Source organism: Hungatella sp. SB206, from assembly GCF_051132295.1.
Taxonomy (GTDB): domain Bacteria; phylum Bacillota; class Clostridia; order Lachnospirales; family Lachnospiraceae; genus Hungatella; species Hungatella effluvii.
Genome location: NZ_CP096603.1, coordinates 5,263,787 through 5,288,769 on the forward strand (window position 1 = coordinate 5,263,787; position 24,983 = coordinate 5,288,769).

The following is a 24,983-nucleotide window of genomic DNA, read 5'->3' on the forward strand; positions in this document are numbered from 1 at the left end:
TAGGAAGAGACGGTTATACGGACAATCGAAATGAAAAGGAGAAACTGCTATGGCATACGAAAACGCTTATCAAATTACGAATCCGGACTGCGTCCTTCTGCCCGAAGAGATCTGCTATATGAACTGGCAGAAATACTATATGGACTACCATCAGCATCCGGCCGGATCCATTGAGTTTAATTACATTGTAGAGGGAACCTGCTATTACGATATTGCAGGTGAAATTTATAATCTGAAGAAACGAAACCTGATGATCGTCAACGGAAATACGCCGCACAAGCTGATTTCCCCTGATTCCTGCATCAATATGAGTATTAATTACTATCAGTCTGAGCTTACTCCTTCCATCGGCACGCTTTCCGCCCTTGTCAAAGCCTATCCCTGCCTCGGCACATTTTTTCAGCACTTGAATACCGGCCTGGTGATTCAGAATGCGCGAAATATCTTTCACCTGCTGGAGGAGATCTGCAATGAGACCAATAACAAAAAAGACCCTTACTACTTAAATATTCTTGTCAATAAGGCTTTGATTGAGGTCGTCCGCCTTCTTTCCGCCGAAAAAAGCCCCACCGATACTTATGTGGAACAAATCAAAAACTATATCAATTATCACTTTTTTTCCATTGAGAATATCGATGAGATTGCAGCGTATGTAGCGCTTAACAAGGTCTATCTTCAAAAAATCTTTCGCGAAAAGACGGGGCTTACGATCTGGAATTATCTGACTAAGTACCGCATGGAAAAGGCCGTGTACTTTCTTCTCCACTCCGATACTCCGATCAGCGATATCGATGAGCTTGTGGGGATAAACTCCAGGCAGAACTTTTATCTGTTGTTTAAGAAGCAGTATGGGATGTCGCCTTCGGAGTATCGGAAGAGATTTAAATAAAATACGGCAGCAGTTTTTCCCGCCGTCCTGAACTGTTGCAAGATACAAATAATTTTCTCTCTTGACATTGTCTTTCCAATATGTAACAATAGTTACACAACGCTTGTGATACATCAATTCTAAAACAGAAAGGCAGTCGCTTATGCCGCCAAAAGCAAAGATCACAAAAGAAATGATATTAAACACGGTCCTCGAGATCACGAAAGAAACAGGCTTCGAAACAGTAAACGCAAGGAGCATCGCCGGCAGACTGCAGTGTTCTACCCGTCCGATCTTCACCTGCCACGAGAATATGGAGGAATTAAAAAAGGAATTTCTTGATTTTGCATACGAATACTATAACCGGTATGTGATCGATTTCAGTCATACTGAAGATGTAAATCCCTGCTTAGTACTGCCTCTTTCGTACCTTGCATTTGCCGAGGAAGAAACAAACTTATTTAAACTGTTATTTATCAACGATATGGATTTGAATATGACTGAGGCAAAGGATTTTTATCACGAAGCCGATAATGAAAAAAGGGCTGCACTCTTTTCCGAAACCATCGGCGTAGAGTTAGAACGTGCAAAGGTAATCTTTTTGGATCTGTTTCTTTATACTCACGGCATAGCGGTTCTGACAGCGGCCAAAAAGATCTCATTTGACAGGAACCATGCGGAAAAGATGTTGATGAACCTGTTATCCGCCCTCATTCATCAGGAAAAACCAGACGCACCCCAGCGCTAGAAGGAGTCCCCTATGACAGAAAACCAATACTTAATCGATTTTTACAATCAATATGACGAAGACAGCCGGCTGGCCTTAAAGCATGGATCGGTTGAATTTCTCACCACGATGCGCTACATTGAAAAATATAGAAAGCCAGGGGACCGGGTGCTTGAAATCGGAGCCGGAACCGGCCGGTATTCTCACGCTCTGGCCCGTCAGGGCTGTGCCGTGGACGCGGTGGAACTGGTCGGCCATAACATAGATGTTTTCCGTAAAAACACCCAGGCAGGAGAAAACATAACGATCACCCAGGGCAACGCCATGGACCTGTCCGCATTTCCGGACAACGGATATGATATCACACTGCTGTTGGGGCCGCTGTATCACCTTTACACTAAAGAGGATAAGCTGCAGGCTCTGCGCGAGGCGATTCGCGTTACAAAACCAGGCGGCGTGATCTTTGCTGCGTATGTGATATCCGACGGCTGCCTCCTTGATGAGGGCTTCCACCGCGGCAGCATTAACGTCGCCGAATATATAGAAAAGGGCCTGCTTGATTCCCGGACATTCGCCGCTAAGTCAGAGCCAAAGGATTTATTTGAGCTTGTCAGAAAAGAGGACATCGATGATCTGATCTCTGCCCTTCCTGTAACCCGTCTGCATTACGTCGCAGCGGATGGCTGTGCCTTATTTATGCGCGAAGCCGTAGATGCCATGGACCATGACGCGTTTGAACTGTATTTAAAATACCATTTTGCGGTCTGTGAACGCGAGGATTTAGCGGGCATTACGAGTCATGCCATTGACATAGTAAAAAAGTCAGACACTCCTTGCACAAATTCTCAATCTATATTATCCTGATACAACAGCCATCATGGCTACGGCAGGCTTCCGTTCCGGATACGCCTGCCAATTACCGGCAAAGGAGGCCTCCATGAAATTATTAATCGCAGAAGACGATCCTGAAATGCAGAAAATCCTAAAGCTCTATCTCCAGCGTGAAGGCTATCTGGTAAACGTGGTTTCCGACGGCCGTTCCGCCGTTGATTTCCTGACAGAGCACCCGGTTGATCTGGTACTGCTGGACTGGATGATGCCGGTTCAGGATGGAATTCAGACCTTAAAAGAGATCCGTCTTTTAAACATCCCCGTAAAGGTTCTCATGCTGACGGCAAAGGGAGAAAGTGAAAGCGAGATAGCCGGACTTTCCTGCGGCGCCGATGATTACCTGCGAAAACCGTTTGACATACAGGTTCTTTTACTTCGCATAAAAAAACTGTGCAATGCGGCTGATGTCCTGCAGTTCCATGATATCCGCCTGAATCCGGTCACAATGGAAGTGACAAAAGACCATCAGAAGATGGTCCTCACCAAAACAGAGTTTGAACTTTTAAAATATTTTCTCTCCAATCCAAACATCGTATTGTCACGGGAACAGCTTTTGAACCACGTGTGGGGGATGGATTTTGAGGGAGACCCCCGCACCGTCGATAGTAATATCCGCCGTCTTCGAAAAAAGATCGGCGAGGACCTCATCCGGACGCGTATCGGCATGGGCTACGTGATGGGAGGCGGCCATGACTAATGGAAAGCGACGCTTCCACCGGCTGTCCACCAAGTTCATCTGCGGTACGGCAGCGATTCTGGCCCTGATCCTGGCCGCCACACTTTTCGTCAACTCGAAGGTGGCGGCGCGGTACTATCTGCGTCAGCAGACAGAGTATGTCAGCCAGGCCGGCAGCCGCATCAGGGAATATTTAGACGCTGGAATGTCACCGGACGAAGCTGTCGCCAGCCTGGAAAGCTCTGATAATGTGCTGATCACTTACGCCGCCAATACTTCCGATTACGATGCGTTAAGCACCAGTCTGCGGGACAAATTCCGCGAGAAGGGTCTTGGTTTTCAAAAATTCTGGCTATGGGATCAGGATTATCTGTCCGCCGTCCAGAAGGGTTCCCAGTTCCGCCTTTACCAGCAGGACAAGTTAAACTACGGTATTTTAGTCGAGTATATCCCGGTGGGCTCCAATTTGTATGCGGTCGCCGCCATTGTTCCCAATACGGCGGACTTCATCGGGATTATCAACCGTTTCAGCATCCTGCTTCATGTCATTTCCCTGATTGTCGCCGTGGTACTGCTGTATTTACTGGTAAAACATATCACCAATCCGCTGCGCCGCATAGAGCGTTTCTCGCAGGAGATCGCCCGTCAGGAGTACGGTTCCCTGCATATCAGCACCCGCGATGAGCTGGAGCACGTTGCGGACAGCATGAACCAGATGAGCATTTCCATACAGCAGTATCAGAAAATGCTTCAGGCCAAAAATCAGCAGATGGAACAGCTTTTAAACGACGTGGCCCACGACTTAAAGACTCCCATCTCCCTGATCGGCATGTATTCCTCCGGAATCCAGGATGGGCTGGATGACGGCACCTTTTTAGAAACCATCATCCAGCAGAACAACCGGATGTCGCAGATGGCAGAACGGCTTCTGAACCTGTCGGGAATCGAGCGGAAAGAACATCCGCTGACCACCATCAGGCTGGATCTGCTGCTTTCTGAATGCATCGGGGAGCAGAAGCTCTTTCTTTCCAAGCGGGGGCTTAGCCTAAACACAGCCGTCACACCGAATCTGGAAATCACGGGAAATGCAGAGCTGGTCACGGAACTGTTTTCCAACCTGCTCTCCAACGCGGTAAAATACGCCGCCTCCGGCACCGTACATGCAGTACTCGGCAAAAACGATGGGCAGTGCTGTTTTCGGATCACAAACGAACTTGGAAATGACGATCTGGACACGGAACGGATCTGGGAACCGTTCTATGTCGGAGAGCCCTCCCGCAACAAGGCGCTGTCCGGTACCGGACTCGGTCTGCCGATCGTCAAAAAAATCGCTGATACGTTCGGATATCAGGTCCGCTGTATACGGGAAGGCCATGTTATTACATTTGAAGTCATTTTCTAGAATCTGCCGTTCCTGCTCTGCCGTATCGTTCCTCTGTATATTGCAGAGCCAGACAGAACAAAGCGATCAGCGCCGCCGAAAGGATCACACCGGCCACAATATCAGTAAACCAGTGTACGCCAGAGAGCATTCTCCCGACTACCGTTAATACAAGGATCAGAACAGCCGCGGTATCCGCTGCCATCAGCCACCCTCGCCGCTTTCGCAGATAATCATGAAATTCGATCATCGCCGTAGCCATAATGCAGATGGAGGCCATCGTATGGGAAGATGGGAAAGACGCCTCCAGTACTGACCCCTGTGTGAGAATAACGGGTCTGTAATTGATGACAACGACCTCGAAGAACACATAACAGGCCGCAAGGATGCCGTAAAATGCACCCAGCACCAGAATCGGGACATCGACCTTCCGGATGCTTCTGCGTGTTACAAGCTGGAACAGTCCCGCCATGGCAAACCCGAACGCAGTCGCCATGGCGGCGGCGCCCATCCATTCGCTTACGTTATACCACAGCGGATTCACACCGAACAGTTCAAATACGAATTTGTTGACTGACGCGAAACCGACGGACGACTGTTCCGGTCCGATCGGTCTTACATCAATTGTTTTAACCATAACCGTAAAAATTATAAAGAGTAAAAACAGACTTGCTGCCATGATGAGAGATTGTTTTGATTTCTTAAGCATTATCATGTATCCTTTCTTTTCATTACGAGATTGCTGCCTGCAGGCTGTATTGAGATTATCTGCTTTCCACTGAGAAAAGACAAGAAACTTACTCTCACAATGGTAAAAAGGCCCCGACACGTATCGTGTCAGAGGCCTTTTTATCACGTTTTTACGAAGTTTTCGCCTGATGCTGTTTACGATTCATTATGTAATACAGCAACGTAATCTTCCATATAAAAAACAGAAACATCAGAACTGTCACATATGGTTCCCTCGCCACAGCAAAAAGACAGATTGCCGCCGCGCTCAATGCGACCGAACCGTTGGTGACCCTGCTCAGCCACGCCTCTTTATCATAATGAATCAAAATCAGCCTCATGATTCCTAAAACTATCAAAAGGCAAAAAATACCCCAGTATATCCAGAAATTTATTTTTGTTGTATCCGTAAAGGACAATAGATTCACATGGTAGATATGTCCGCCCTCCGGCTTTCCGTAAAGCGGTAAAAAAATGAAGGCGGCCGCCATTACATCGATGATTCCGCCCATCAGTCCGTATACCTTTTTTATATTGGAACGATTTTCACATTCTGCCAGACTGATCAGTTCGTCACCGGATAACAGATCATCTATGGAAACGGAAAATAATTTTGAAATGCTCTTCAGCGATTCTATGTTGGGATATCCTTTACCGCTCTCCCATTTCGATACAGCTGTCCTCGATACGAACAGCTGCTCTGCAAGCTGTTCCTGGGTGAGATTATTCTTTTTTCTGAGCTGCTGCAGCTTTTCGTTAAACTCCATTGTGGTCTCCTGATATGGTAATTGGTCTGTTAGTCTGGTATCGTAATCTTTCTGTATCTGTTGGCATTTGCCTTTACGGCCTGCTGATTTATTATAAGCGGACTCTGGAAGAAAAGCAACCGGCCATCCTGCTTTCCTTTTTCCATATCATTCCAGTCATGTAAATTGTCAATCCATGTCTATTTTGTCACATGAATGTAACAACCGAGCCTTATAATCCCTTTTGTATGAATCAAATGCCCGATATACAGCAGTCATCGGCCGGATACGCATTCCTGTCCGCCCGATTCCCTGCGCGCAAAATGAAAAATCAGAAAAGGAGTATATAATGAAAAATTTACTATCTAAAAAGCTGGGCCTGCTTCTGCCATTGACCCTGGCTTTAACCGGCTGTGTGTCCAACAGCCAGAATCCGGAACCGTCATCTGCAGCCGTCCCGGAGGAAATGGAGGTCTCTGAATCTCATGATACCGGACTTCCCTTTGATTTTGAGGTAGAGCCGGAAGAATTCACCCTGTCCTTCGAGGTGGAACAGACGCTTATAACGGCAGCTGCTAAGGGGGAACGGAGAACCGTACTGGACTATGGAAAAGTCGGCGATACCATCAGCTGGCGCTATCCCGATGAGCAGATATCAGTATCCCTGTCTCCCGAAAAGGACTATTTAAGTGTGGAGATTACCTCGGAAAATGAGAACGACAATTCCTTTACATGGCCCGTTATCTCCGCAGATACCTACTATTTTCCCTTTGGCGAAGGCAAGCGGGTACCTGCGGACGATCCGGCCTGGTTCGATTATTTAAATGGCCAGGAATTCCAGGTGATGGAGCAGCTTTCCATGCCGTTCTGGATCTCATCTGCCGGAAGCTACAACCTCCTGTTCGTTATGGAAGATCCTTACCGGACAGAGATGAATTTTACTTCAGATTCCCCCATCGCGTTCTCTGTCTCCCATCAGTTTCCGGCGATCGACGATAACCGGACAAATAAATTTCGAATTTACATCACAGACAAAGATCCTGTCAGCGCGGCCAAGCTGTATCGCAATTACGTAATCGAGCAGGGACAGTTTACCACCCTGGAACAGAAAGCAGAGGCAAATCCCAATATCCGTAAGCTGTACGGAGCTCCTTTCATCTATCTTTGGGGTGATTTCGCCGTATCAGCGGATGATATCAACTGGCAGGCATTTCGAACGTCTCTTTCCTCGCCGGTTATGGAATATTTTCTGTCATTTGCCGAACGCCTGGAAAATGGTCAGGAATTTACATCTGTCCTGAAAGAAATACAGGGTCAGGACTACGTGGCAGAGTATCAGAAAAATGTAATCTGCAGCTACATCAGCCAGCTTTTGAAACGGGATGATTTCTGGGAACCATCTGTCTTTACGCAGCGCTCTTCAGAGTTAGAGGTTCTCCTGGCAAAAGGATATGGTAGCTTAAGTGAAACGGACCGGATTCAGGTTCACAAATATGCCGTCGCATCAAATTTACCGGAAGTATTTGCCGATGCCGGACAGTGGATGGATTTCCAGACGGTTACTCTGCTTCAGGAAATGAAGGAAGGCGGAATCGAACACGCATGGATCGGCCTTAACAGCTGGGAACAGGCGTATGGAAAACCGGAGCTGGTCGAAACTGCGGTCAGCCAGGATTATCTCATCGCCAGCTACGACTCCTACCATTCGATTCACGAGCCCGGCAGAGAGCAGTGGATTACCGCTCAGTTTGACGATCCATCCCTGTATGAAAACGCAGTCATAACGGATCAGAACGGCAAACCGGAAAGCGGCTTTCAGAACGTTGGCCGCAAATTAAATCCCGCCCTGTCGCTTCCTGCCGTCAAAAATCGTATGGAAACCATTATGTCCAGCCAGCTCCCGTTTAACTCCTGGTTTATCGACTGTGACGCAACCGGAGAGATCTATGACGATTACACACCTTCTCACATTACCACACAGGAGGAAGATCTTGCCGCCAGACTGGAACGTATGTCTTACATCAGAGACCAGTACCATCTCGTCATCGGCTCGGAGGGCGGCAATGATTTCGCAGCCTCTGATATCGCATACGCCCATGGAATAGAACTGAAGACATTTGCCTGGATGGATGAGGACATGAAAAGAAATCAGGACAGCGACTATTATATCGGAAAGTACTACAATCCTAACGGTGGCGTCGCGGAACATTTCTCCAATCGGATTCCGGTAAAAGAACAGTACCGTACCACCTTTGTGGACCCGAAATACGATATTCCGCTGTTCAAGCTCGTCTACAATGATTCTGTCATCACAAGCTACCACTGGGACTGGTCGACCTTCAAAATCAAGGGCGCGACTGCAGACCGTATGATACGGGAAATCCTTTACAACGTCCCTCCGCTCTATCACCTCGATGCGGTGGAATGGTCAAAGTATAAAGAAGACATTCTCCGCCACCAAACCGTCTGGTCGGACTTCAGCCAAACGGCTGTCACCCGGGAAATGACCGGTTTTGAATATAAGAGCGAGGACGGCAGCGTGCAGAAAACCGTATTCGGAGGCGGCGGGGAGGCAGCCGCGGTTGCGGTTGCTAATTTCGGTGATTCCTCTTATCAGTATGAGAATATTGAAATCCCGGCTCACTCTGTGCTTATAGAGATGAATGAGAGCCGGGAGGTCTACACGCCTTCTCTGGATCCGGAGCACGTATGAGAATACAAATGATATATTGATGATCGCGAACCACATTTTCAATGTCTTTCGTTAGTACCATAAAAATCGGTTTCCTGCAAAACTACTGCAGGGAACCGATTTTTTATTCGCTGTATTTACGATTGCTGTTCCAATAACAATTTTAAGTCCTCTTTACTCGGTAATATTGTCTCATATTTACTTGCAAATATTTGATTATTACTTTCCGGCAAAGTCATTTCCACAATAGATTGCTTCTTATTTTTGCATAGTATTATGCCAATCGTATGATTCTCCTCTGGTAATTTAACCTTTCGATCATAGTAATTTACATACATCTGCATCTGACCAATATCCTGATGTTTTAATTCGCCTATTTTCAAATCAAATAGAACAAAACAGCGAAGAAGCCTGTTAAAAAACACAAAGCTCTTTTATCTGATCTTTCCCGCAAGCATCAAAGCCAGATCAAGCGCACTCGTCTCCGGAACAGCGACAGCGATTTCCGGCATGACCTGTCCCACCCTTTTTACCACTTCATCTCTGATTATCTCGTTTTTAACCAGAACACTGCCCCACAGCCACAGATGAGGTTTCTCCTTCCCGCTCGCAGGGGATACCTGGCTCTGTTCAATCCAGCCGGCCTTACGGGCAGTATCTTCAATGAGTTTCCATATTTTCTCCGCACAGTCCTTAAGGATTCCTTCCGCCTGTAAATCTCCCTGTTTGGCGGCCTCATAGGCAATCATGGAAAAGCGGGCGATTTCCGACTTATCAAACAAATGCTCATTCACGAACAAATCAATCTTTTCCAGCGTATCCAGGCCGCTCTTTTCCATAAACCTCCGGGTAAGATACGGGCATTTGGTCCTCTCGTCCAGATCCTCTGCTGCAAGTCTCATAGTCTGCATACCCAGATAAAATGCGCTGCCCTCATCGCTTAAGATATGATTCCAGCCTCCAGTCCTGTATTTAGTACCCTTCGCATCGATTCCATAGCAGATGGAACCGGTACCGGATACCACTACCATCGACGGCCCCTCCTTCAAATACAGAAAGACTTCACAGTCATTGACTGCCCGGATACAGTCGGACTTAAATCCCATTTCCTCGAAGATATCCCGGCACATCTTCTCATATCCCGGTGAATCAATTCCGCTTGCCGCCACACAAATCCCCATACAGTCCGATGGATTCAGTTCCAGCTCCTTCAGTGCCGGAAGCACCAGTTCCCGGCAGCGGCTCCGGCTCTTATCGTATCCGTCCGTATTGATACTGCAGCCCGGCCCAGTGAATTCCCCGAGGATATTCCCGTCTCCGTCTTTCAGTTTTAATCTTCCATTCGTCCCGCCTATGTCCATTCCAGCATAATAGTTCATAAAAATTCCTCCCTTATTGTCCATTCAATATTTCCAGGCAGCTAAATGCCTTGATAAATTCTTTTCTTCCGTATCCATCAAATTCTACGGTAATCATCGTGTCATCTTCTTCAACAACTTTGCCGCATCCGTATGTTTCGTGGCGAACCAGTATTTCGGCAGATGCAGATTCGATGTTTGGCGTTTTCTCCTCCATTTCCTTCATCCCATCTGCTTTCTCCACATCCTTTTCTTCCAACCTCTCCCCGTTTTCCTTCGCCATCTGTACCTGTCTCCGCAGTTCCTGTAAGCTGGCAGTTCCCGTCTGCCTCTCCGGCTCCTGTACCTGCACCAGTTCTGACGGAATCATCCGGATATAACGGCTTTCCCCGGCCATCACACCGAAGGTGTCGGGATTGGTATACCAGGAAAGCTCCAGATAATTTCTGGCCCGTGTAATTCCCACGAAAAACAGCCGCCTCTCCTCATCTTCCCCGTCTATCCCTTTCGTCCGCAGCGGAATCAGGCCATAATTCACACCAATGATAAAGACATGGGAAAACTCCAGTCCCTTTGAAGCATGGAGTGTCATCATTTTCACGCATGCCTCTCCGGCGCCGTCCGCCTCAGGAAGCAATTCCCGAGAAGTTCCATAAAGCGCCGCTGAATTCAAGAATTCCCGAAGCCCTTCCGGAAGCTTAAGGTCTTTTGCATTCATAAATGCAAACATGCGGTCCAGAAAATGCCGGACATTTGCCTTATCGTCCCCATAAGATGCTGCATTGGGTTTCAGTGAACAATCCAGATCAAAATACTCATAAAATGCATTCGTATCCTTTATCTCAGCGCTATTTCGTTCAAACGAAACCATTCTTTCGAAAAGCCCGGGCACCGCAGCTTTTTCTGATCCACTCTCAGAAGCTTCCTTTCGGCCGCATACTCCCGCCCAGCCTTCCTCTGCCAGTTTTTCCGCCTTCTTCGCAGAAATTTCCACGCCGTATTCCCGGCTGCTCAAAACGAAAACCGCAGCAGCGCGGTCAGCAGGGTCCGCCAGGAATCGCAGAAGCCGCAGGAGCCATTCCAGCACCGGGATTTCATGAATCCCCGTCTTTACGGCCACCTCATATGGAATTCCATTCTTTGAAAATACATCCTCCAGCACCTTAGACTGGCTCTGCAAGCGGTAAAATATGGCGATCTCGTCAAAAGGAATCCCCTGTTTCTGCAGTTCACGGATCCGGTCAGTCAGATAACACGCTTCCTGAAAGGAATCGTAGTGGTTCTTCACCACAATCTTTTCCCCGCTTCCTCTTATCCCTTCCAGAGCCCCGCCATTCTGCTGAAAACACCGGGCTGCCTCCAGAATCTCGTTGCAGGACCGGTAATTGACCGGGAGCGAAAGCTCTGCCGCCTGATACCGCGTCTTCAAAGTATAAAACAAATGAAACGCGCTCCCACGCCAGCTGTAGATCACCTGATTGGGATCTCCAACCGCAAACAGCTTCGCTCCCTCTGCCATAAAGCAATCGATAAATTCCAGCTGTTTTCCATCGCAGTCCTGTACTTCGTCAACAATTACCCATTGAATATTCGCAGCTCTCTCTTCCTCCCCTTCCTCTTTCGCCATCAGGAGGCAGGCATTTTTCATCAGATCCGAAAATGTCATCTTATTTCGCCTGAGTTTTTCCTCCGTGAGAAGCCCTGCCAGGATTTCCAGATCATCCTGGCCGCCGGCCACTCCGAAATCGCCCGCTGCCGATACGCGCTCCGCTTCCGCCAGCCGCTTTCTCAGCCGGTTCTTGTATTTTATCTTCAGCTTTTTCTCCGCTATCAGCGCATGGGCCAGTTCCAGTTCCAGTTCCTCATCCGGCTCCATCACCATAAAGTCCTTCGTATATCCCAGGGTCTCCACCGGGAGACTTTTTTTCAGGAGTCCCAGAGCCACGCCATGAAACGTCCCGAAGTTTTCCGTCTCCTCCGGCGTCACTGACGGGTCTGCACGCACAAGCCGCTCCCGTATTTCAGAAGCCGCCTTGTTTGTGAATGTAAGCACCACCATATCCCGGTAACTCACATGCTTCACCTCATGGAGATAGAGAATCTTCGCGGTCAGCACCGTCGTTTTTCCGCTCCCCACATTCGCACTCACGAGGCAGGCTTTATTTTCATCGGTGACCGCTTCCCTCTGATAGGGGTTCAGCCTCTCCCATTCTCTTTCCCAGTCCACCTAATTCTCCTTTTTCTTAAGCTTATTAAGCCTCTGTTCAAGCTTTTTCCGCATATCGCTGTTGTCTCCGCTTCTGTCCCCGCTGTTTTCACCACAGCCATCGTCCCGGTTCTCTCTGTTTTCCCCTTTTTTTCGAACCTCCACCTCCAGTTCAAATCCTTTCGGTGCGTCCGTATAATAGGAAACCAGATTATTAAGGGCCTTTCGGTTTGTCTCCTCCATGATCCACTCACGGTAAAATGGCTGATCCGTAATCAAAGCGAGTCTCCTCCCCTCCGTTCTGACCGCATTCATCGTATTTAAAAAGGACGCAAACGGCTCCCCGTTTTTCAGCAGCATGGCGGTAAATGCCTTCCACTGCGTTTCCAGCTCGTCAAACCGAAATGGCTTCTGTATAAATGTCGAAGGACCGTACGGTGCCATTTTCACATGTTTCGGCACTTTAGACTCCTCCAGCATATTCCTAAGCCCCCACAAAACCATACTTTTATCGAGATGGTAGTCACCGACACAGGCGGCACAGCCGTCCTCGCAGGGACAGCCGCTCACCATGGCGATACCATTTTCTATAATCTCCGGAATCAGCTCGTACGCTTTCTCGGCATATCCAAGACCGCCCGTATACTGATCGTAGAGAAAGAGATATACGGACTCCTCAACGCTTTTTTCTGCATAAACGGCGTTAGTGCTGACAGTCGTGCCGATGTCCTCCTGCTCCGTCATCGTTACCAGGCGCGCTGCGTTTCGGATGGCGCAGCACAGCCCCTCAAAATGATTGTTTCGGATCATCTGCCCGTTTGAACTCTCCTGCAGCAGACGGCGGTAGGCCGTTACCACATTACCCGGAAGCTTCAGCCAGACGCTCTCCGTTTCAAATTCTCTGGATAACGAAGGATTAATCTGTTCATACCCCAGATTCTGATGATTATGAAACTGCAGCTTGCGGTACAAGGAAACCTGCGCGTTGACATTTACATCACCGAACACCGCATCTATTCGTTTCCACGGCTTCTCTTTCCTGCCGTGAATGATCGTGATATCCGTATTCCCCATGGGCGTCGTATAGTAATTTCCATTAAACGGCACGGCACGGGCTGTCCTTGTCTCCAGATCCAGCGTCACAACCTGGTACTGAACGCCGCTGTGTAAATAGACAGCTCCGGGGTGAATCTCGCGGAACGCCTGCATTTCGTCCATCTCCGTAATCTCTTTTCCGCTGTCCTTTAAGAGCAGCTTGTACCGGTTGGGGTCAATATTACGCAGGCTGTAATCTCCGGCCGGGAAGGAACCGCCCGACCACACGAATTTGCCGTTCTGTCCGGTCAGCTCCTTTGCCCGCATCAGGACCGGAATCGTCTCGCCCAGATCCGGAAAGACAGAGGCATCATCAAGCGTCAGGGGAATCTCTGCCGCAGCCGCCCTGATGTGGGAAAGTTCAATTAAAAGGTTGTTCTTGTCTACGACGGCGCTCTCACTGCTGTTTTCGAACAGCCATCCCGGGTTCGTTCCGATGTATTGATCGAAAGGCTGGCTGTCAAGAATCAGATAGTTGGTGCACGCCCGGCCGCTTCTTCCGGCCCGGCCCGTCTGCTGCCAGAAGGAAGCCCTCGTTCCCGGATATCCGGCCAGCACAGCGGCATCAATCTTACCAATATCGATACCAAGCTCCAGCGCATTGGTTGACACCAGCCCGCACAGCGCTCCTGTCACCATCTTGTGCTCGATCTCCTTACGCTCCGCAGGCGTGTAACCGCCCCGGTAACCGGATATTTTATCTGCCTGGGACGCACTGGCCGGACTTTCCGCTTCGAGACGGTCCCTGGCCTCCTTTAGAATTACCTCCACATTTCTTCGGGAACGGGCAAATGCGATAAAATTCTTTCTCTGTTCCACCAGTTCCGGGATCAGCTCCGCCGCCACCGCCGTGGCCTGCACCTGTCCATAGTACTTTTTATCGTGCCCCAGAATCTTCGGAGGCTTTATCAGAAGGTAGGTCCGCTCTGCCGCAGGAGAGCCATCCCGCTCGATCCGCACGAATTTTCTTCCGCAGATCTCCTCCGCCAGTTCGACGGGATTGGCAATGGTGGCCGAACTGCACAGAAAGACCGGTGATGAACCGTAGTAGCGGCACACCCGGTGAAGCCGGCGGAATACATTGGCCAGATGGGACCCAAACACACCTCTATAGGTGTGAAGCTCATCAATGACGACAAACTTCAGATTTGTAAAAATAAAATCGAATCCGAATTTACTGTGATTCGGCAAAAATGCCCCATTCACCATCTCCGGGTTGGTCAGAATAATATTCGCTTCTTTCCGGATCCGGCTCCTCTCGCCCGCAGGCGTGTCGCCGTCGTAAACTCCCGCTGAAATGCGGCTCTTTCCGAAATATTCAATGAATGGCTGAATCGCGCGGTACTGATCACTGGCCAGCGCCTTCGTCGGATAGATGAAGACCGCCCGCGCCAGCGGATTCCTTAAAATCTCCTCGATAACAGGAAGCAGAAAGCCCAGCGTCTTTCCGCTGGCCGTAGATGTGGTAATCACCACGTTCTCCCGTTTCAACGACCTTAAAAACATCTCCGCCTGATGGATATAAAGCCCTCTCACCCCGTTTTTCTGCAGATATTCCCGCAGTTCCTCCGGAAGCTCCGCCGGGAAGCCGGCATAACGGGCACTCCGCTCCGGCATGGTTCTTCTGTAAATAATCAGATCATTGATATCCATAGTTATCTTCCTCCTGCATTACCTAAATACCATTATAACGCAAGAACGGATGTTTGGCATCATTTTTCTTATCGGATGCTTACAGTTGACACATCACGCCACGAATGCTATGATGGGCGTAGTCACTTTAAAATGTCCAGTCTATGTTACAAGGAGGTGAAACAATGGACGGCAACCCTCGAAGTCGTAAAAACGTCGTGAACTTACTCATGTATAAATACACGAGCTTCCTGTTTCAGTGCCGATTGCCCTTCTATTAACAGGTCTTATGCCAGCTCCACAGGCGTTGATTATACTGTTCGGACCGTCCCGGCCCTACAGTTTTTGATTATTTCTATGCTGCTTTTCGATATATCTCATACCCTCTGTTTCTGATGTTGATTGCTGCATTTACATCTCTGTCCATGCTCATTCCACAGCTGCATTCATAACGGCGTACCGATAACGGCATCATCTTTACCTTTCCACAACTGCTGCAGGTCTTCGAGGACGCATACCACTTTTCGATGCGGATCAGACGCTTTCCTCTGGACTCAAGTTTGTACTTTAGCATGATAAGAAATGATCCATACCCGTTATCCATGGTCGCTTTTCCGTTTCCGAACTTTCTATTTGCCAGCGCCCTCATATTTAAGTCTTCCACACACACTAAATCGTACTGTTTGGCTATCTCAGTTGATTTTTTGTGCAGATAATCCTTTCTCTGATTGGCTGCCTTTTTTGCAACCCGGGCAATTTTTTTCTGCTGTTTCCGGTAATTTACTGACTGCAGCTGCTTCGCTTTCAGCTTCCTCTGCGCCTTTGTCAGCTTCTTCTGGTTCTTTCTATAATAATGAGGCATACCGCAGCACCTGCCTTCTGAATCCATATATAATCCGTCCGATTTATAGTCCAGACCAATCACCTGCTCCGGATTAACTGCCTGCGGCATAATCACGGCCTCATACCCGTAAAGGACTGACACATAATAACTGCCGTCACCTTCCCTTGATACCGTGGCCTGTTTCAGACGCCAGTCTTCCGGTGCTGCCCTGTGGACAATTGCTTTGACCTTTCCGAGCTTTGGCAGCCTGACTGCTCCATCCAGTATGGCAATATTTCCATTCGTATAGTTCGTAGTGTAGGACATACGGCTGTGATGCCTGCTCTTGAATCTGGGATAGCCGCCCTGTTTCCTGAAAAATCTCTGGTAAGCAGCATCCAGCGCATAGATGGCATTGGTCAGGGCAAATTTATCCACCTGCTTAAGCCATGGCTGCTCCTGCTTAAGGATTCGATTGCAGTCGTTATTACAGGCAGTTTTATTCATATAAGCCTTACCCTGCTGATGGTTTTCCGACTGCAGGGCGAGATAATGATTATAAACAAACCGGCAGCTTCCGAACGTATCTGTCAAAAGCTGTTCCTGCTCTGCGGTCGGATAGACACGATACTTATAAGCCCTGTTCATCCTATTTCTCCTATTACCGTTCTTTTTGTGAATCAATATAGCACTTTACCTGTTCATGGCTTCGGTCACTGACAGTCACTGCGCAGTAAGATGGATTCCAGAGATGTCCTCCCCACAGCTGTTTCTTTAATTCCGGATGGTCTAAAAACAGCCTTCTGGCCAGATTTCCCTTCATGATTTTGACCATGTCTGATATCATGAACTGCGGGCGGCAGTCCAGGAGCAGATGAATGTGATCCGGCATAACCTCCATCGCCAGGATCTGAAAAGAATACTGGTCCGCCAGTTCTGTCAGCATCTCCTTACATTGAATATCGATTCCATCTGTTAATACCTTCTTCCGATATTTGGTACACCAGATAAGATGGTACTGTAAAGAATATACATATCCACGACCATATGTTAATTTTGTTTTCTCTGATATTTCATATACTTTTTCCATAAATCAATTATACCATATGTATGTGAATTATGCAACAGGATTCTCGAATGTGTGTTCTGTTTTTGTGTAAAAATATGTCTGGCTATTTAAGATGATTTACTATGTTACAGTCAGAAAACTGACAATGGATTTTTTAAGAACCGTGTCGACAGACACATATATTTACATGTTGCAAAAGCGAATCCGGAACAAACCTTGCCGGTTAACTCACGATTAAAATCACGAGAATGCACCGGTAAAATTTTCAATATTGTGCTGCTTATCATCGCCGTTATCACACTGTTTACAGATGTCATTTACTCCCAGCACCCGGATTACGTTACGGTATGCATTATCCTGTTTTTGGTAATCGTCTCCAGCCTGGTCGCATTTATCCAGGGAGAACGCTCTAACTCGGCGGCGGAAAAGCTTTCGAAGATGATTTCCAACAAGGCCGACGTCCTGCGTGATGGCGTGCAGACGGAAATTCCCATCGAAGACGTCGTTCCCGGAGATATGGTACGGCTTTCCGCCGGCGATATGATTCCGGCCGATATCCGCTTTGTTTTCACGAAAGATGCATTTGTCGCTCAAGGCTCCCTTACCGGGGAATCGAATCCGGTAGAAAAATATGCGGATATCCGTTCAGACAGGGAAGACGCGCTGACCGACCTTCAAAACATCGGTTTTATGGGTACCAACATGGTAAGCGGCAGTGCAACCGGCATCGTCCTGGCCACAAACAACGAAACCTATTTTGGCTCCATGGCGAAATCCCTGTCCGGAGACCGGGCAAAAAAAAGCTTTTAACGGGGTGTCGACTCTGTCAGCAGCCTTTTAATCCGGCTCATGCTGGTCATGGTGCCAGTCGTACTGCTCATTAACGGCTTTACAAAGGGAGATTGGGGCGACGCGCTTCTGTTCTCCATCACGATCGCCGTAGGCCTGACTCCGGAGATGCTGCCGGTCATCATGACCTCCACGCTGGCAAAAGGAGCTGTTCTCATGTCAAAGCATCAGGTTATCGTCAAAACCCTGGGAGCCATACAGACCTTTGGCGAAATGGATGTACTCTGCACCGACAAAACCGGCACCTTAACGGAAGACAGAATTATTCTGGAAAAATACATGAACGTAGTGGGGGATGACGATAACCGGACCCTGCGTCACGCATTTCTCAACAGCTATTTCCAGACGGGCCTTAAAAATCTGCTTGATCTGGCCATCATAAACCGTGCTCATGAAAACGGCATTGAAGCCATCTTAAACAGCTACACCCGGTTGGATGAGATCCCCTTTGATTTCTCCCGGCGCAGGATGAGCGTACTCCTGGAAGATCAGAACGGCAAGCAGCAGCTGGTAACCAAGGGAGCCGTGGAGGAGATGCTGGCAATCTGCACCTACGCAGAATGGAACGGCAAAATCCTTAAGCTGGATGAAACACTTTTACAGAAGGTTCGGTCTGTTTACGAACAGCACAACAGGGACGGACTCCGGATGATTGCGGTGGCGCAGAAAAATGATGTGGCAGGCGGGGAATTAAGCGTGGACGATGAGCGGGACCTGGTACTGATTGGTTTCGTAGGTTTTCTGGACCCGCCCAAGGAAAGTGCAAAGGCGGCAGTCACCGCCCTGGATAGCCACGGCGTGCGGACTGTTGTTCTGACAGGCGACAGTGAAGGCGTTGCGGTCAAAGTATGCAGTAAGGTGGGCGTGGAGACTTCCTGCTATCTCACGGGAAAAGAAGTGGAGTCCATGGATGATGCCGCACTGTCAGAGTCTGTGGAACGCTGCAGTATTTTTGCGAAGCTGTCCCCTTCCCAAAAAGAGCGGGTAGTGAAAGCGCTTCAGACCAATGGACACACGGTCGGTTATATGGGTGACGGAATTAATGATGCCCCGCCGCTTCACCAGGCGGACGTAGGTATTTCCGTGGACACCGCTGTAGATATTGCGAAGGAAACCGCGGATATTATCCTGTTGAAGAAAGACCTGATGGTATTGGAGAAAGGCGTGGCGGCCGGCCGGCGGACCTTTGGGAATATCGTCAAATACATTAAAATGGCGGCTTCCGGCAATTTCGGAAATATGATATCGGTGATTGTCGCCTCCCTGTTCCTCCCCTTCCTTCCCATGCTGCCAGTTCAAATACTGACCCAAAACCTGCTTTGTGATTTTTCACAGATGGGTATTCCATTTGACAACGTAGACCTAGAATACTTACAAAAGCCGCGGAAATGGGAAACCCGGTCCATTAAATCCTTCATGGCCTTTATGGGGCCGCTGAGCTCGGTCTTCGACATCCTCTGTTTTGCGGTCATGTGGTGGATCATCAAAGCAAATACGCCGGCTATGGCCCCTCTGTTTCAGTGCGGCTGGTTCGTTTTCGGCACCGTATCCCAGGTCCTGGTCATTCACATGATCCGCAGCGGGAAAGTACCATTTGTACAGAGCATGGCCGCGAAGCCGCTGCTCCTGTCAACCACGATCGTCGCCTTGGCAGCCGTTCTGGTAGGATTCTCTGCTCTGGCCTCCGGTCTGGATATGGCTCCCCTGCCGCTTGGATTCCTGCCATGGCTGTTACTCCTTCTTGCAGGTTACTGTCTGTCAACGCAGTTTTTTAAAGCAATTTATATTCGAAGGTTTGGGGAGTGGCTGTAAATTGAAAGACATATCTTTATACAGGCAACGTATAAGAAGTGCGGCTCTATGGTTATTTATTTACCAATAGAGCCGCACTCCCTTTTCATCTCTGTTTTCTCTTTGTCCCCAGTATCGGTTACCATTCTGCCACACTGCCATCCTGATGATGCCACACCGGATTTTTCCAATGATGAGGAGCCCCATTTTCTTCCACAACCAGTTCCCGGTTCACCACAACTCCCAATCCAGGCTTTTGTGGCAGCTTCACATATCCGTTATCAAATGTAAAATCATCCCGATTATGCACATAATCCAAAACACTTTTCCCCACATTATAATGGATTCCTATGCTCTGCTCCTGAATCACTGCATTATAACATACCGCATCCACCTGCAGACATGCAGACAGTGCAATAGGCCCAAGCGGACAGTGAGGGGCAAGTGCCACATCGTAGGCTTCTGCCATGGACGCTACTTTTTTTACCTCTGTCAGCCCTCCAGCATGTGACAGATCCGGCTGAATGATAGAAATACCGCCGGCCTTAAACAACCGTTTGTAATCCCATCTGCTATAGAGACGTTCACCAGTCGCGATAGGGATGCTGCAGCAGGCTGCAATTTCCTTGAAATCCTCCATCTGCTCACAAAGTACTGGCTCCTCTAGAAACATAGGATCGAATTCCTCCAGTTTTTTTGCCAGTACCTTGGCCATAGGTTTATGGACTCTACCATGAAAATCAATAGCAATACCAAAATATTTATCGGTCTGTTCCCGGATTGAAGCTACCCGCTCCAATACTGCATCCACTTTTTTATAGCTGTCAATGTACTGCAGTTCCTCAGTCGCATTCATCTTCACTGCTGTAAATCCCGCTTCTTTACGCTCTCTGGCCGCCTTTCCCACCTCCGCAGGCCGGTCTCCCCCAATCCAGGAATACACCTTCATGCTATGGCGGCAGGGACCTCCCATAAGTTCATAAGCAGGAACTCCATGGTATTTTCCTTTGATATCCCATAAAGCCTGGTCTATACCCGCTATGGCGCTCATAAGCACAGGACCTCCACGGTAGAATGCACCACGGTATAGCAGATTCCAGATATCTTCTATATGCAGAGGATTCAATCCTGTTATATACTCTGCCATTTCCTCGACGCAGGCCTTTACTGTGGCAGCTTTTCCCTCTATTACAGCTTCCCCCCAGCCGGATATTCCTTCATCTGTGAGTACTTCAACAAAACACCACCTTGGCCTTACCAGCCAGGTATGTATCCCCACAATCTTCAAAACAGTCCCTCCTTTTTCAAAACATCAAGCTGCTCTTTTATATCAGTGGAAATCAGCTCCCATTTCTTTTGCAGAAATAACTCTTCCTTCACCAAAGAACTGCCTATTCCAACACCCACAAAGCCATTTTTTAGATATTCAGCCGCATTTTTTAGACTGACACCTCCCACTGCAACAAAATCTGCCCCCGCCGCCTGAAGTTCTTTCTCAGGAACATTGCGCAGGATTGCTACGATTTTATGCTTCGATACTATTGCTTTCATAATATCCATATTTTTTTCCTCATCCTCTTCCTCTATCTAAGTATACATGTTTCATGATTTAATATCAGTTCCAGATCCTTTGCAGATATAAGTCCTTCAATATCTCCATGGGTCTGTGTAGCCATGGCACCTGCAACAGCGCCCATTTTTCCACATTGTTCAAGACCTTCCCGTTGAAGAATTCCGGCGATAAATCCCGCATTAAAGGCATCTCCTGCCCCAACCGGATCAACAGGACGGCAAGCAAACGGCGAAATATGAGACAGTTGTTTATCGTCACAAACCCAGGCGCCTTCTGCTCCGTTTTTCACAGCCAGATACCGAAGCTTTCCTCCTTTAAAAAGCAGATCAGCCAGCCGCTTCACATCTTCGATTCCATATAAAAATGCTCCTTCTTCCATTCCCATCATCACGCATGAACTTTTACTGATCAGGTCTTTCATCATAGGCCTGAATTCTTCATCTTTCCAAAGTTTCTTTCTGATATTAGGATCAAAACAGATCAGAGCTTTTCCATCATCCGCCATATCCATGATATCATATACCATCTGCCTGCAGGTTTTGCTGAGTAATGGCGTGATACCCGTCAGATGTACGATATCTGCTGTTTGGATCACCGTCTCATCCACATCTTCGGTGCACAGACAGGAGGCGGCAGAACGATCCCGGTAATAATGAACTGCTGTTTCCAAACCAGGACGCATTTCTTTAAACATCACCCCTGTTCTATGATTCTCGTCCACAATAACTCCAGATGTATCCACACCTTCCGCCCTGACCATACGGATCAAAAACTCTCCAAATCCGTCAGCTCCCGTTCTGGTAATAAAAGAAGCGGAATGTCCCAGGCGGCTTATCCCTATGGCAGTATTACTCTCCGCACCTGCAATTCGCATAGAAAAATCGGGACCATAGCGCAAAAGTCCCTGCTCTTTTGGAACCAGAGATACCATAGTCTCTCCAACTGTCACAAATCGGCTCATAGCCCCTCCTTCTACCACTCTCCCATAGAATGGTCATCCTCAAAATAAAGAACCGGATTTGCCCAGTTACCATCATACTGCAGTTCTTTCACAGCATACTCATCCACATCAATTCCAAGTCCGGGACCTTTCGGCACATCGATATACCCCTCCTGTATCACAAATGGATTTTTTAACAGCCCTACCCCTAAGTCCAGCTTTTCTTCATGCGTAGGGTGCTCCTGTGCTGTAAAATTGGATATCGCTGTGTCCAGCTGAAGACATGCTGCGAGAGCTACCGGTCCAAGGGGATTATGGGGTGCTACAGATATATACTGATTAGCCGCCATGGCCGCAATCTTAAGCCCCTGTAAGATTCCTCCGCAATGGCAGAGATCCGGCTGAATAATATGCACTGCCCTTTTGTCAATCAATTCCCGGAAACCAAAAGTGGTAAACAGCCGTTCTCCTGCTGCGATAGGGATAACGGTTTTCTGGCTTACTTCTTTCATTACATCCACATTTTCCGGAAGAACAGGTTCTTCCACAAACATAGGATGATATGGCTCCAGCTCCTTCATCAGCACTGGAGCCATAGCAGGACTGACTCTGCCATGGAAATCAATGGCTATATCCACACAATTTCCGGCGGTCTCTCTCATTACTGCTATTCGGCTGACGATCTCTTCCACCTTCTTCCAGGTATCTACATGTCTGATAGGAGGATTTACCATAGATGTTTTTAATGCTGTAAAACCGTCATCTACTCTTTTTTTCACCCAATACTGCAGTTCCTCTCTTGAGGGATCGTCCTTAAACGGCACTGCATGGGCATACATTCGAACTCGGTCCCTGCATCTGCCGCCTAAAAGCTGCCAGATCGGCACTCCCAGTTTTTTCCCCTTTATATCCCAGAGTGCCTGCTCGATCCCACTGATGGCACTGCATAAGACACCGCCTCCCCGATAGAAACCGCCTCTGTACATCCTGTTATAAAGCGCCTCGATATTGTCTGGATCTTCTCCAATCAGCCATGTGGAAAATACATGGATCATTTCCTCCACCACAGTTGCTTTCCCCTCCAGCGTAGGCTCTCCCCAACCGGTGATCCCTTCATCCGTACTGATTTTCACCAGCATCCACCTCGGACGAACCTGATAAATCTCAACATTTGTAATTTTCATTCTTCACTCATCCCTTCACTGCTCCGGCTGTCATACCAGCTATAATCTGTTTTTGCATCAGCAGATAGAATACTAACATAGGGAACATAACGATGCACATAATGGCCAGCATCACGGACCAGTCCAGGCTGAATTCCCCGATACACTGGTGAAGTTCCAACAGCAGCGTCAGATTCTTTCTGGAACTTAAGAACAGGCTGGAAAGCACGAAATCATTCCAGATCCACATGGTCTGAAATATGATGAGTGTCGCGCTGGCAGGCTTCAAAAGTGGAAAAACCACCTTCCAGAACATCTGCCACGGCCTTGCCCCGTCGATCAGCGCTGATTCCTCCATATCTACCGGCATGGAACGGATGAAGCCCTGATACATAAATACTGCAAAGGATACCCCTGCCGCATATACCAGGATGAGTCCCGTCTTCGTATTGATCAGATGCATTTTCTTCATAACAGAAAATATCTGAACAATAAGCACCTGGGTGGGTACCATATAACCGATGAGAAAATAAACCGATAAGAATCTGGTGAGCCGATTATCGAATCTGGTAATTGGATAAGCCGCAAGCCCCCCTAAAACTACGATTAAAAAAACCGATACGATTGTAATAACTGCCGAATTATAAAGGGACTGAAAAAATTTCATTTGCGTAAAAGCTTTTATGTAATTATCTAAAAACAAGGTGTCCGGAAGTCCCCAGGGATCCTTTAGCATCTGGCTGTATGGCTTAAAAGAGTTAAGCACCATATAAATCATGGGACTCAAAAACACCAGTGTAAAGAGAACAAGCAGGATCTGCCAAACTGCCGAAGACCATTTTTTCTTATTCAGCATAAATTTTCCTCTCTCTTTCTGGAAACCCGCAGCTGAATTACTGCAACCACAAGAATCACTGCAAAAAAGACAACTGCCATGGCAGAAGATTTTCCTACCATTTTTTCCCCAATTCCTGTCTGGATAATGAGCTGTGTCATAAATGTTGTCCTGTAACCGGGACCGCCTCCTGTCAGTGCATAAGGCAGCGCATAGATCTTCAGCCCATCTATAATAATCAGCATCATACTGATGGTCATCGCAGGGGCCAAAAGCGGAAATGTTACATAACGGAATATAGCAAAGCCTGATGCACCGTCTATCTTTGCCGCCTCATAATACTCTTCTGAAATCCCCTGAAGCCTGGCCAGATAAATGCAGGCGTGCCAGCCGGTAAGCCTCCAGACATTGGCTATAATAATGGATACCATAGGAAGAAGCCCCTTAGAAAGCCATTTTACAGGTTCTAAACCCAAATTACCCAACAATGCATTCAGTACACCGTTTTTTGTAGGACCGAAAAACAGCTGAAAGATATAACCAATAATCAGTACACTGGGAACTGATGCAAAGAAAAAAGCAGAACGCAGGAAATTTCGGATTCGAAATCCTGCATGAAAAACCAGTGACAACGGTATAGCCAACGCCGTGATGATCACCGCATTAAAGAAACAGAATACAAAGGAATTTCCAAGAGCTGCCATCATAGCCTCTGACTGAAATATCCTGATATAATTTTTCAAACCCACAAAATCAATCTGTTTTGAGTACCCATCCCAGTTTGTAAAAGAATACGCAAAGCTCAGCACAATGGGCACGATGAGAATAACAGTATACAGCAAAAATGCGCCGATAATAAAATAAGTAAATTTCTTAAAAAATCTGGGATTAAGCATATCTATTCCTCCATATTGCAGATAATGCTGCGGCGGAGCATCT

The 24,983-nt window shown here is 47.8% G+C and carries 21 protein-coding genes and 1 pseudogene; 8 read left to right on the forward strand and 14 right to left on the reverse strand.

Features of this window, described 5'->3' with window-relative positions; translation table 11 throughout:
• Window positions 1-49 precede the first annotated feature (49 nt).
• The 5 genes from M1L66_RS23460 (at window position 50) to M1L66_RS23480 (ending at window position 4,564) form a co-directional block, all read left to right on the forward strand.
• Window positions 50-889, forward strand: coding sequence for an AraC family transcriptional regulator (locus tag M1L66_RS23460; RefSeq protein WP_156833618.1), 840 nt, complete (start codon window positions 50-52; stop codon window positions 887-889).
• A gap of 142 nt (window positions 890-1,031) precedes the next feature.
• On the forward strand, window positions 1,032-1,616 hold the full coding sequence (locus tag M1L66_RS23465; protein WP_434688559.1) for a TetR/AcrR family transcriptional regulator: 585 nt from the start codon (window positions 1,032-1,034) through the stop codon (window positions 1,614-1,616).
• Window positions 1,617-1,628: 12 nt separating this feature from the next.
• Window positions 1,629-2,459, forward strand: coding sequence for a class I SAM-dependent methyltransferase (locus M1L66_RS23470; protein ID WP_434688561.1), 831 nt, complete (start codon window positions 1,629-1,631; stop codon window positions 2,457-2,459).
• 73 nt (window positions 2,460-2,532) lie between these two features.
• Entirely contained in the window at window positions 2,533-3,183 is a 651-nt protein-coding gene (locus M1L66_RS23475; RefSeq protein WP_434688563.1) for a response regulator transcription factor, read from the forward strand.
• Entirely contained in the window at window positions 3,176-4,564 is a 1,389-nt protein-coding gene (locus tag M1L66_RS23480; RefSeq protein WP_434688565.1) for a sensor histidine kinase, read from the forward strand. Before M1L66_RS23475 ends, M1L66_RS23480 begins: the two co-directional genes overlap by 8 nt.
• Here the strand turns inward: M1L66_RS23480 and M1L66_RS23485 are convergent.
• Both M1L66_RS23485 and M1L66_RS23490 read right to left on the reverse strand, forming a co-directional pair.
• On the reverse strand, window positions 4,554-5,252 hold the full coding sequence (locus M1L66_RS23485) for a phosphatase PAP2 family protein (RefSeq protein ID WP_002602746.1): 699 nt from the start codon (window positions 5,250-5,252) through the stop codon (window positions 4,554-4,556). The genes M1L66_RS23480 and M1L66_RS23485 overlap by 11 nt on opposite strands.
• Before the next feature lie 151 nt (window positions 5,253-5,403).
• The gene (locus M1L66_RS23490; RefSeq protein WP_187024120.1) at window positions 5,404-6,039 is read right to left on the reverse strand and encodes a helix-turn-helix domain-containing protein; all 636 of its coding nucleotides are present in this window, start codon (window positions 6,037-6,039) and stop codon (window positions 5,404-5,406) included.
• 328 nt (window positions 6,040-6,367) lie between these two features.
• On the opposite strand from M1L66_RS23490, the gene M1L66_RS23495 reads away from it, so the two are divergent.
• A complete protein-coding gene (locus tag M1L66_RS23495; RefSeq protein WP_434688568.1) occupies window positions 6,368-8,731 on the forward strand; it encodes a glycoside hydrolase in 2,364 nt (787 codons plus the stop codon).
• Window positions 8,732-8,847: 116 nt separating this feature from the next.
• On the opposite strand, the pseudogene M1L66_RS23500 reads toward M1L66_RS23495, so the two are convergent.
• From M1L66_RS23500 to tnpA, 6 genes and pseudogenes are all read right to left on the reverse strand, one after another.
• Window positions 8,848-9,135 (reverse strand): annotated as a pseudogene (locus M1L66_RS23500) (PDDEXK nuclease domain-containing protein); the annotation flags it as partial.
• Window positions 9,136-9,144: 9 nt separating this feature from the next.
• Window positions 9,145-10,089, reverse strand: a complete 945-nt coding sequence (locus M1L66_RS23505; protein ID WP_434688570.1) for an N-acetylglucosamine kinase — start codon at window positions 10,087-10,089, stop codon at window positions 9,145-9,147.
• A 13-nt stretch (window positions 10,090-10,102) separates the two neighbouring features.
• On the reverse strand, window positions 10,103-12,295 hold the full coding sequence (locus M1L66_RS23510) for an ATP-dependent helicase (RefSeq protein ID WP_434688572.1): 2,193 nt from the start codon (window positions 12,293-12,295) through the stop codon (window positions 10,103-10,105).
• The gene (locus M1L66_RS23515; protein WP_434688574.1) at window positions 12,296-15,022 is read right to left on the reverse strand and encodes a DEAD/DEAH box helicase; all 2,727 of its coding nucleotides are present in this window, start codon (window positions 15,020-15,022) and stop codon (window positions 12,296-12,298) included.
• A gap of 334 nt (window positions 15,023-15,356) precedes the next feature.
• Window positions 15,357-16,472: an RNA-guided endonuclease TnpB family protein gene (locus M1L66_RS23520; RefSeq protein ID WP_434688576.1), complete on the reverse strand. Its 1,116-nt coding sequence runs from the start codon at window positions 16,470-16,472 to the stop codon at window positions 15,357-15,359.
• 13 nt (window positions 16,473-16,485) lie between these two features.
• Entirely contained in the window at window positions 16,486-16,914 is a 429-nt protein-coding gene (tnpA, locus tag M1L66_RS23525) for an IS200/IS605 family transposase (RefSeq protein WP_187022461.1), read from the reverse strand.
• A 195-nt stretch (window positions 16,915-17,109) separates the two neighbouring features.
• Here tnpA and M1L66_RS23530 point away from each other — a divergent pair, with 195 nt between their 5' ends.
• Both M1L66_RS23530 and mgtA read left to right on the forward strand, forming a co-directional pair.
• Window positions 17,110-17,703: an HAD-IC family P-type ATPase gene (locus M1L66_RS23530; protein WP_434688578.1), complete on the forward strand. Its 594-nt coding sequence runs from the start codon at window positions 17,110-17,112 to the stop codon at window positions 17,701-17,703.
• 48 nt (window positions 17,704-17,751) lie between these two features.
• Window positions 17,752-19,554, forward strand: a complete 1,803-nt coding sequence (gene mgtA / locus M1L66_RS23535) for a magnesium-translocating P-type ATPase (RefSeq protein ID WP_434688580.1) — start codon at window positions 17,752-17,754, stop codon at window positions 19,552-19,554.
• Between the two features lie 118 nt (window positions 19,555-19,672).
• Here mgtA and dgoD (M1L66_RS23540) read toward each other — a convergent pair whose 3' ends face one another.
• Genes dgoD (M1L66_RS23540) through M1L66_RS23565 form a run of 6 tightly spaced genes read right to left on the reverse strand, consistent with a single transcriptional unit; the run spans window position 19,673 to window position 24,940 of the window.
• Window positions 19,673-20,812, reverse strand: coding sequence for a galactonate dehydratase (dgoD, locus tag M1L66_RS23540; RefSeq protein WP_432764205.1), 1,140 nt, complete (start codon window positions 20,810-20,812; stop codon window positions 19,673-19,675).
• Between the two features lie 5 nt (window positions 20,813-20,817).
• Window positions 20,818-21,093 carry a hypothetical protein gene (locus M1L66_RS23545; RefSeq protein WP_434688582.1) on the reverse strand — a complete coding sequence of 92 codons (276 nt, stop codon included), beginning with the start codon at window positions 21,091-21,093 and terminating at the stop codon, window positions 20,818-20,820.
• A gap of 23 nt (window positions 21,094-21,116) precedes the next feature.
• Window positions 21,117-22,067, reverse strand: a complete 951-nt coding sequence (locus M1L66_RS23550; RefSeq protein WP_187024112.1) for a sugar kinase — start codon at window positions 22,065-22,067, stop codon at window positions 21,117-21,119.
• An 11-nt stretch (window positions 22,068-22,078) separates the two neighbouring features.
• Complete coding sequence (gene dgoD, locus M1L66_RS23555; protein ID WP_434688584.1) at window positions 22,079-23,230, reverse strand: galactonate dehydratase; 1,152 nt, start codon at window positions 23,228-23,230, stop codon at window positions 22,079-22,081.
• Window positions 23,231-23,237: 7 nt separating this feature from the next.
• Complete coding sequence (locus M1L66_RS23560) at window positions 23,238-24,065, reverse strand: carbohydrate ABC transporter permease (RefSeq protein ID WP_187024110.1); 828 nt, start codon at window positions 24,063-24,065, stop codon at window positions 23,238-23,240.
• Window positions 24,059-24,940, reverse strand: coding sequence for a carbohydrate ABC transporter permease (locus tag M1L66_RS23565; protein ID WP_187024109.1), 882 nt, complete (start codon window positions 24,938-24,940; stop codon window positions 24,059-24,061). Before M1L66_RS23565 ends, M1L66_RS23560 begins: the two co-directional genes overlap by 7 nt.
• Window positions 24,941-24,983 lie beyond the last annotated feature (43 nt).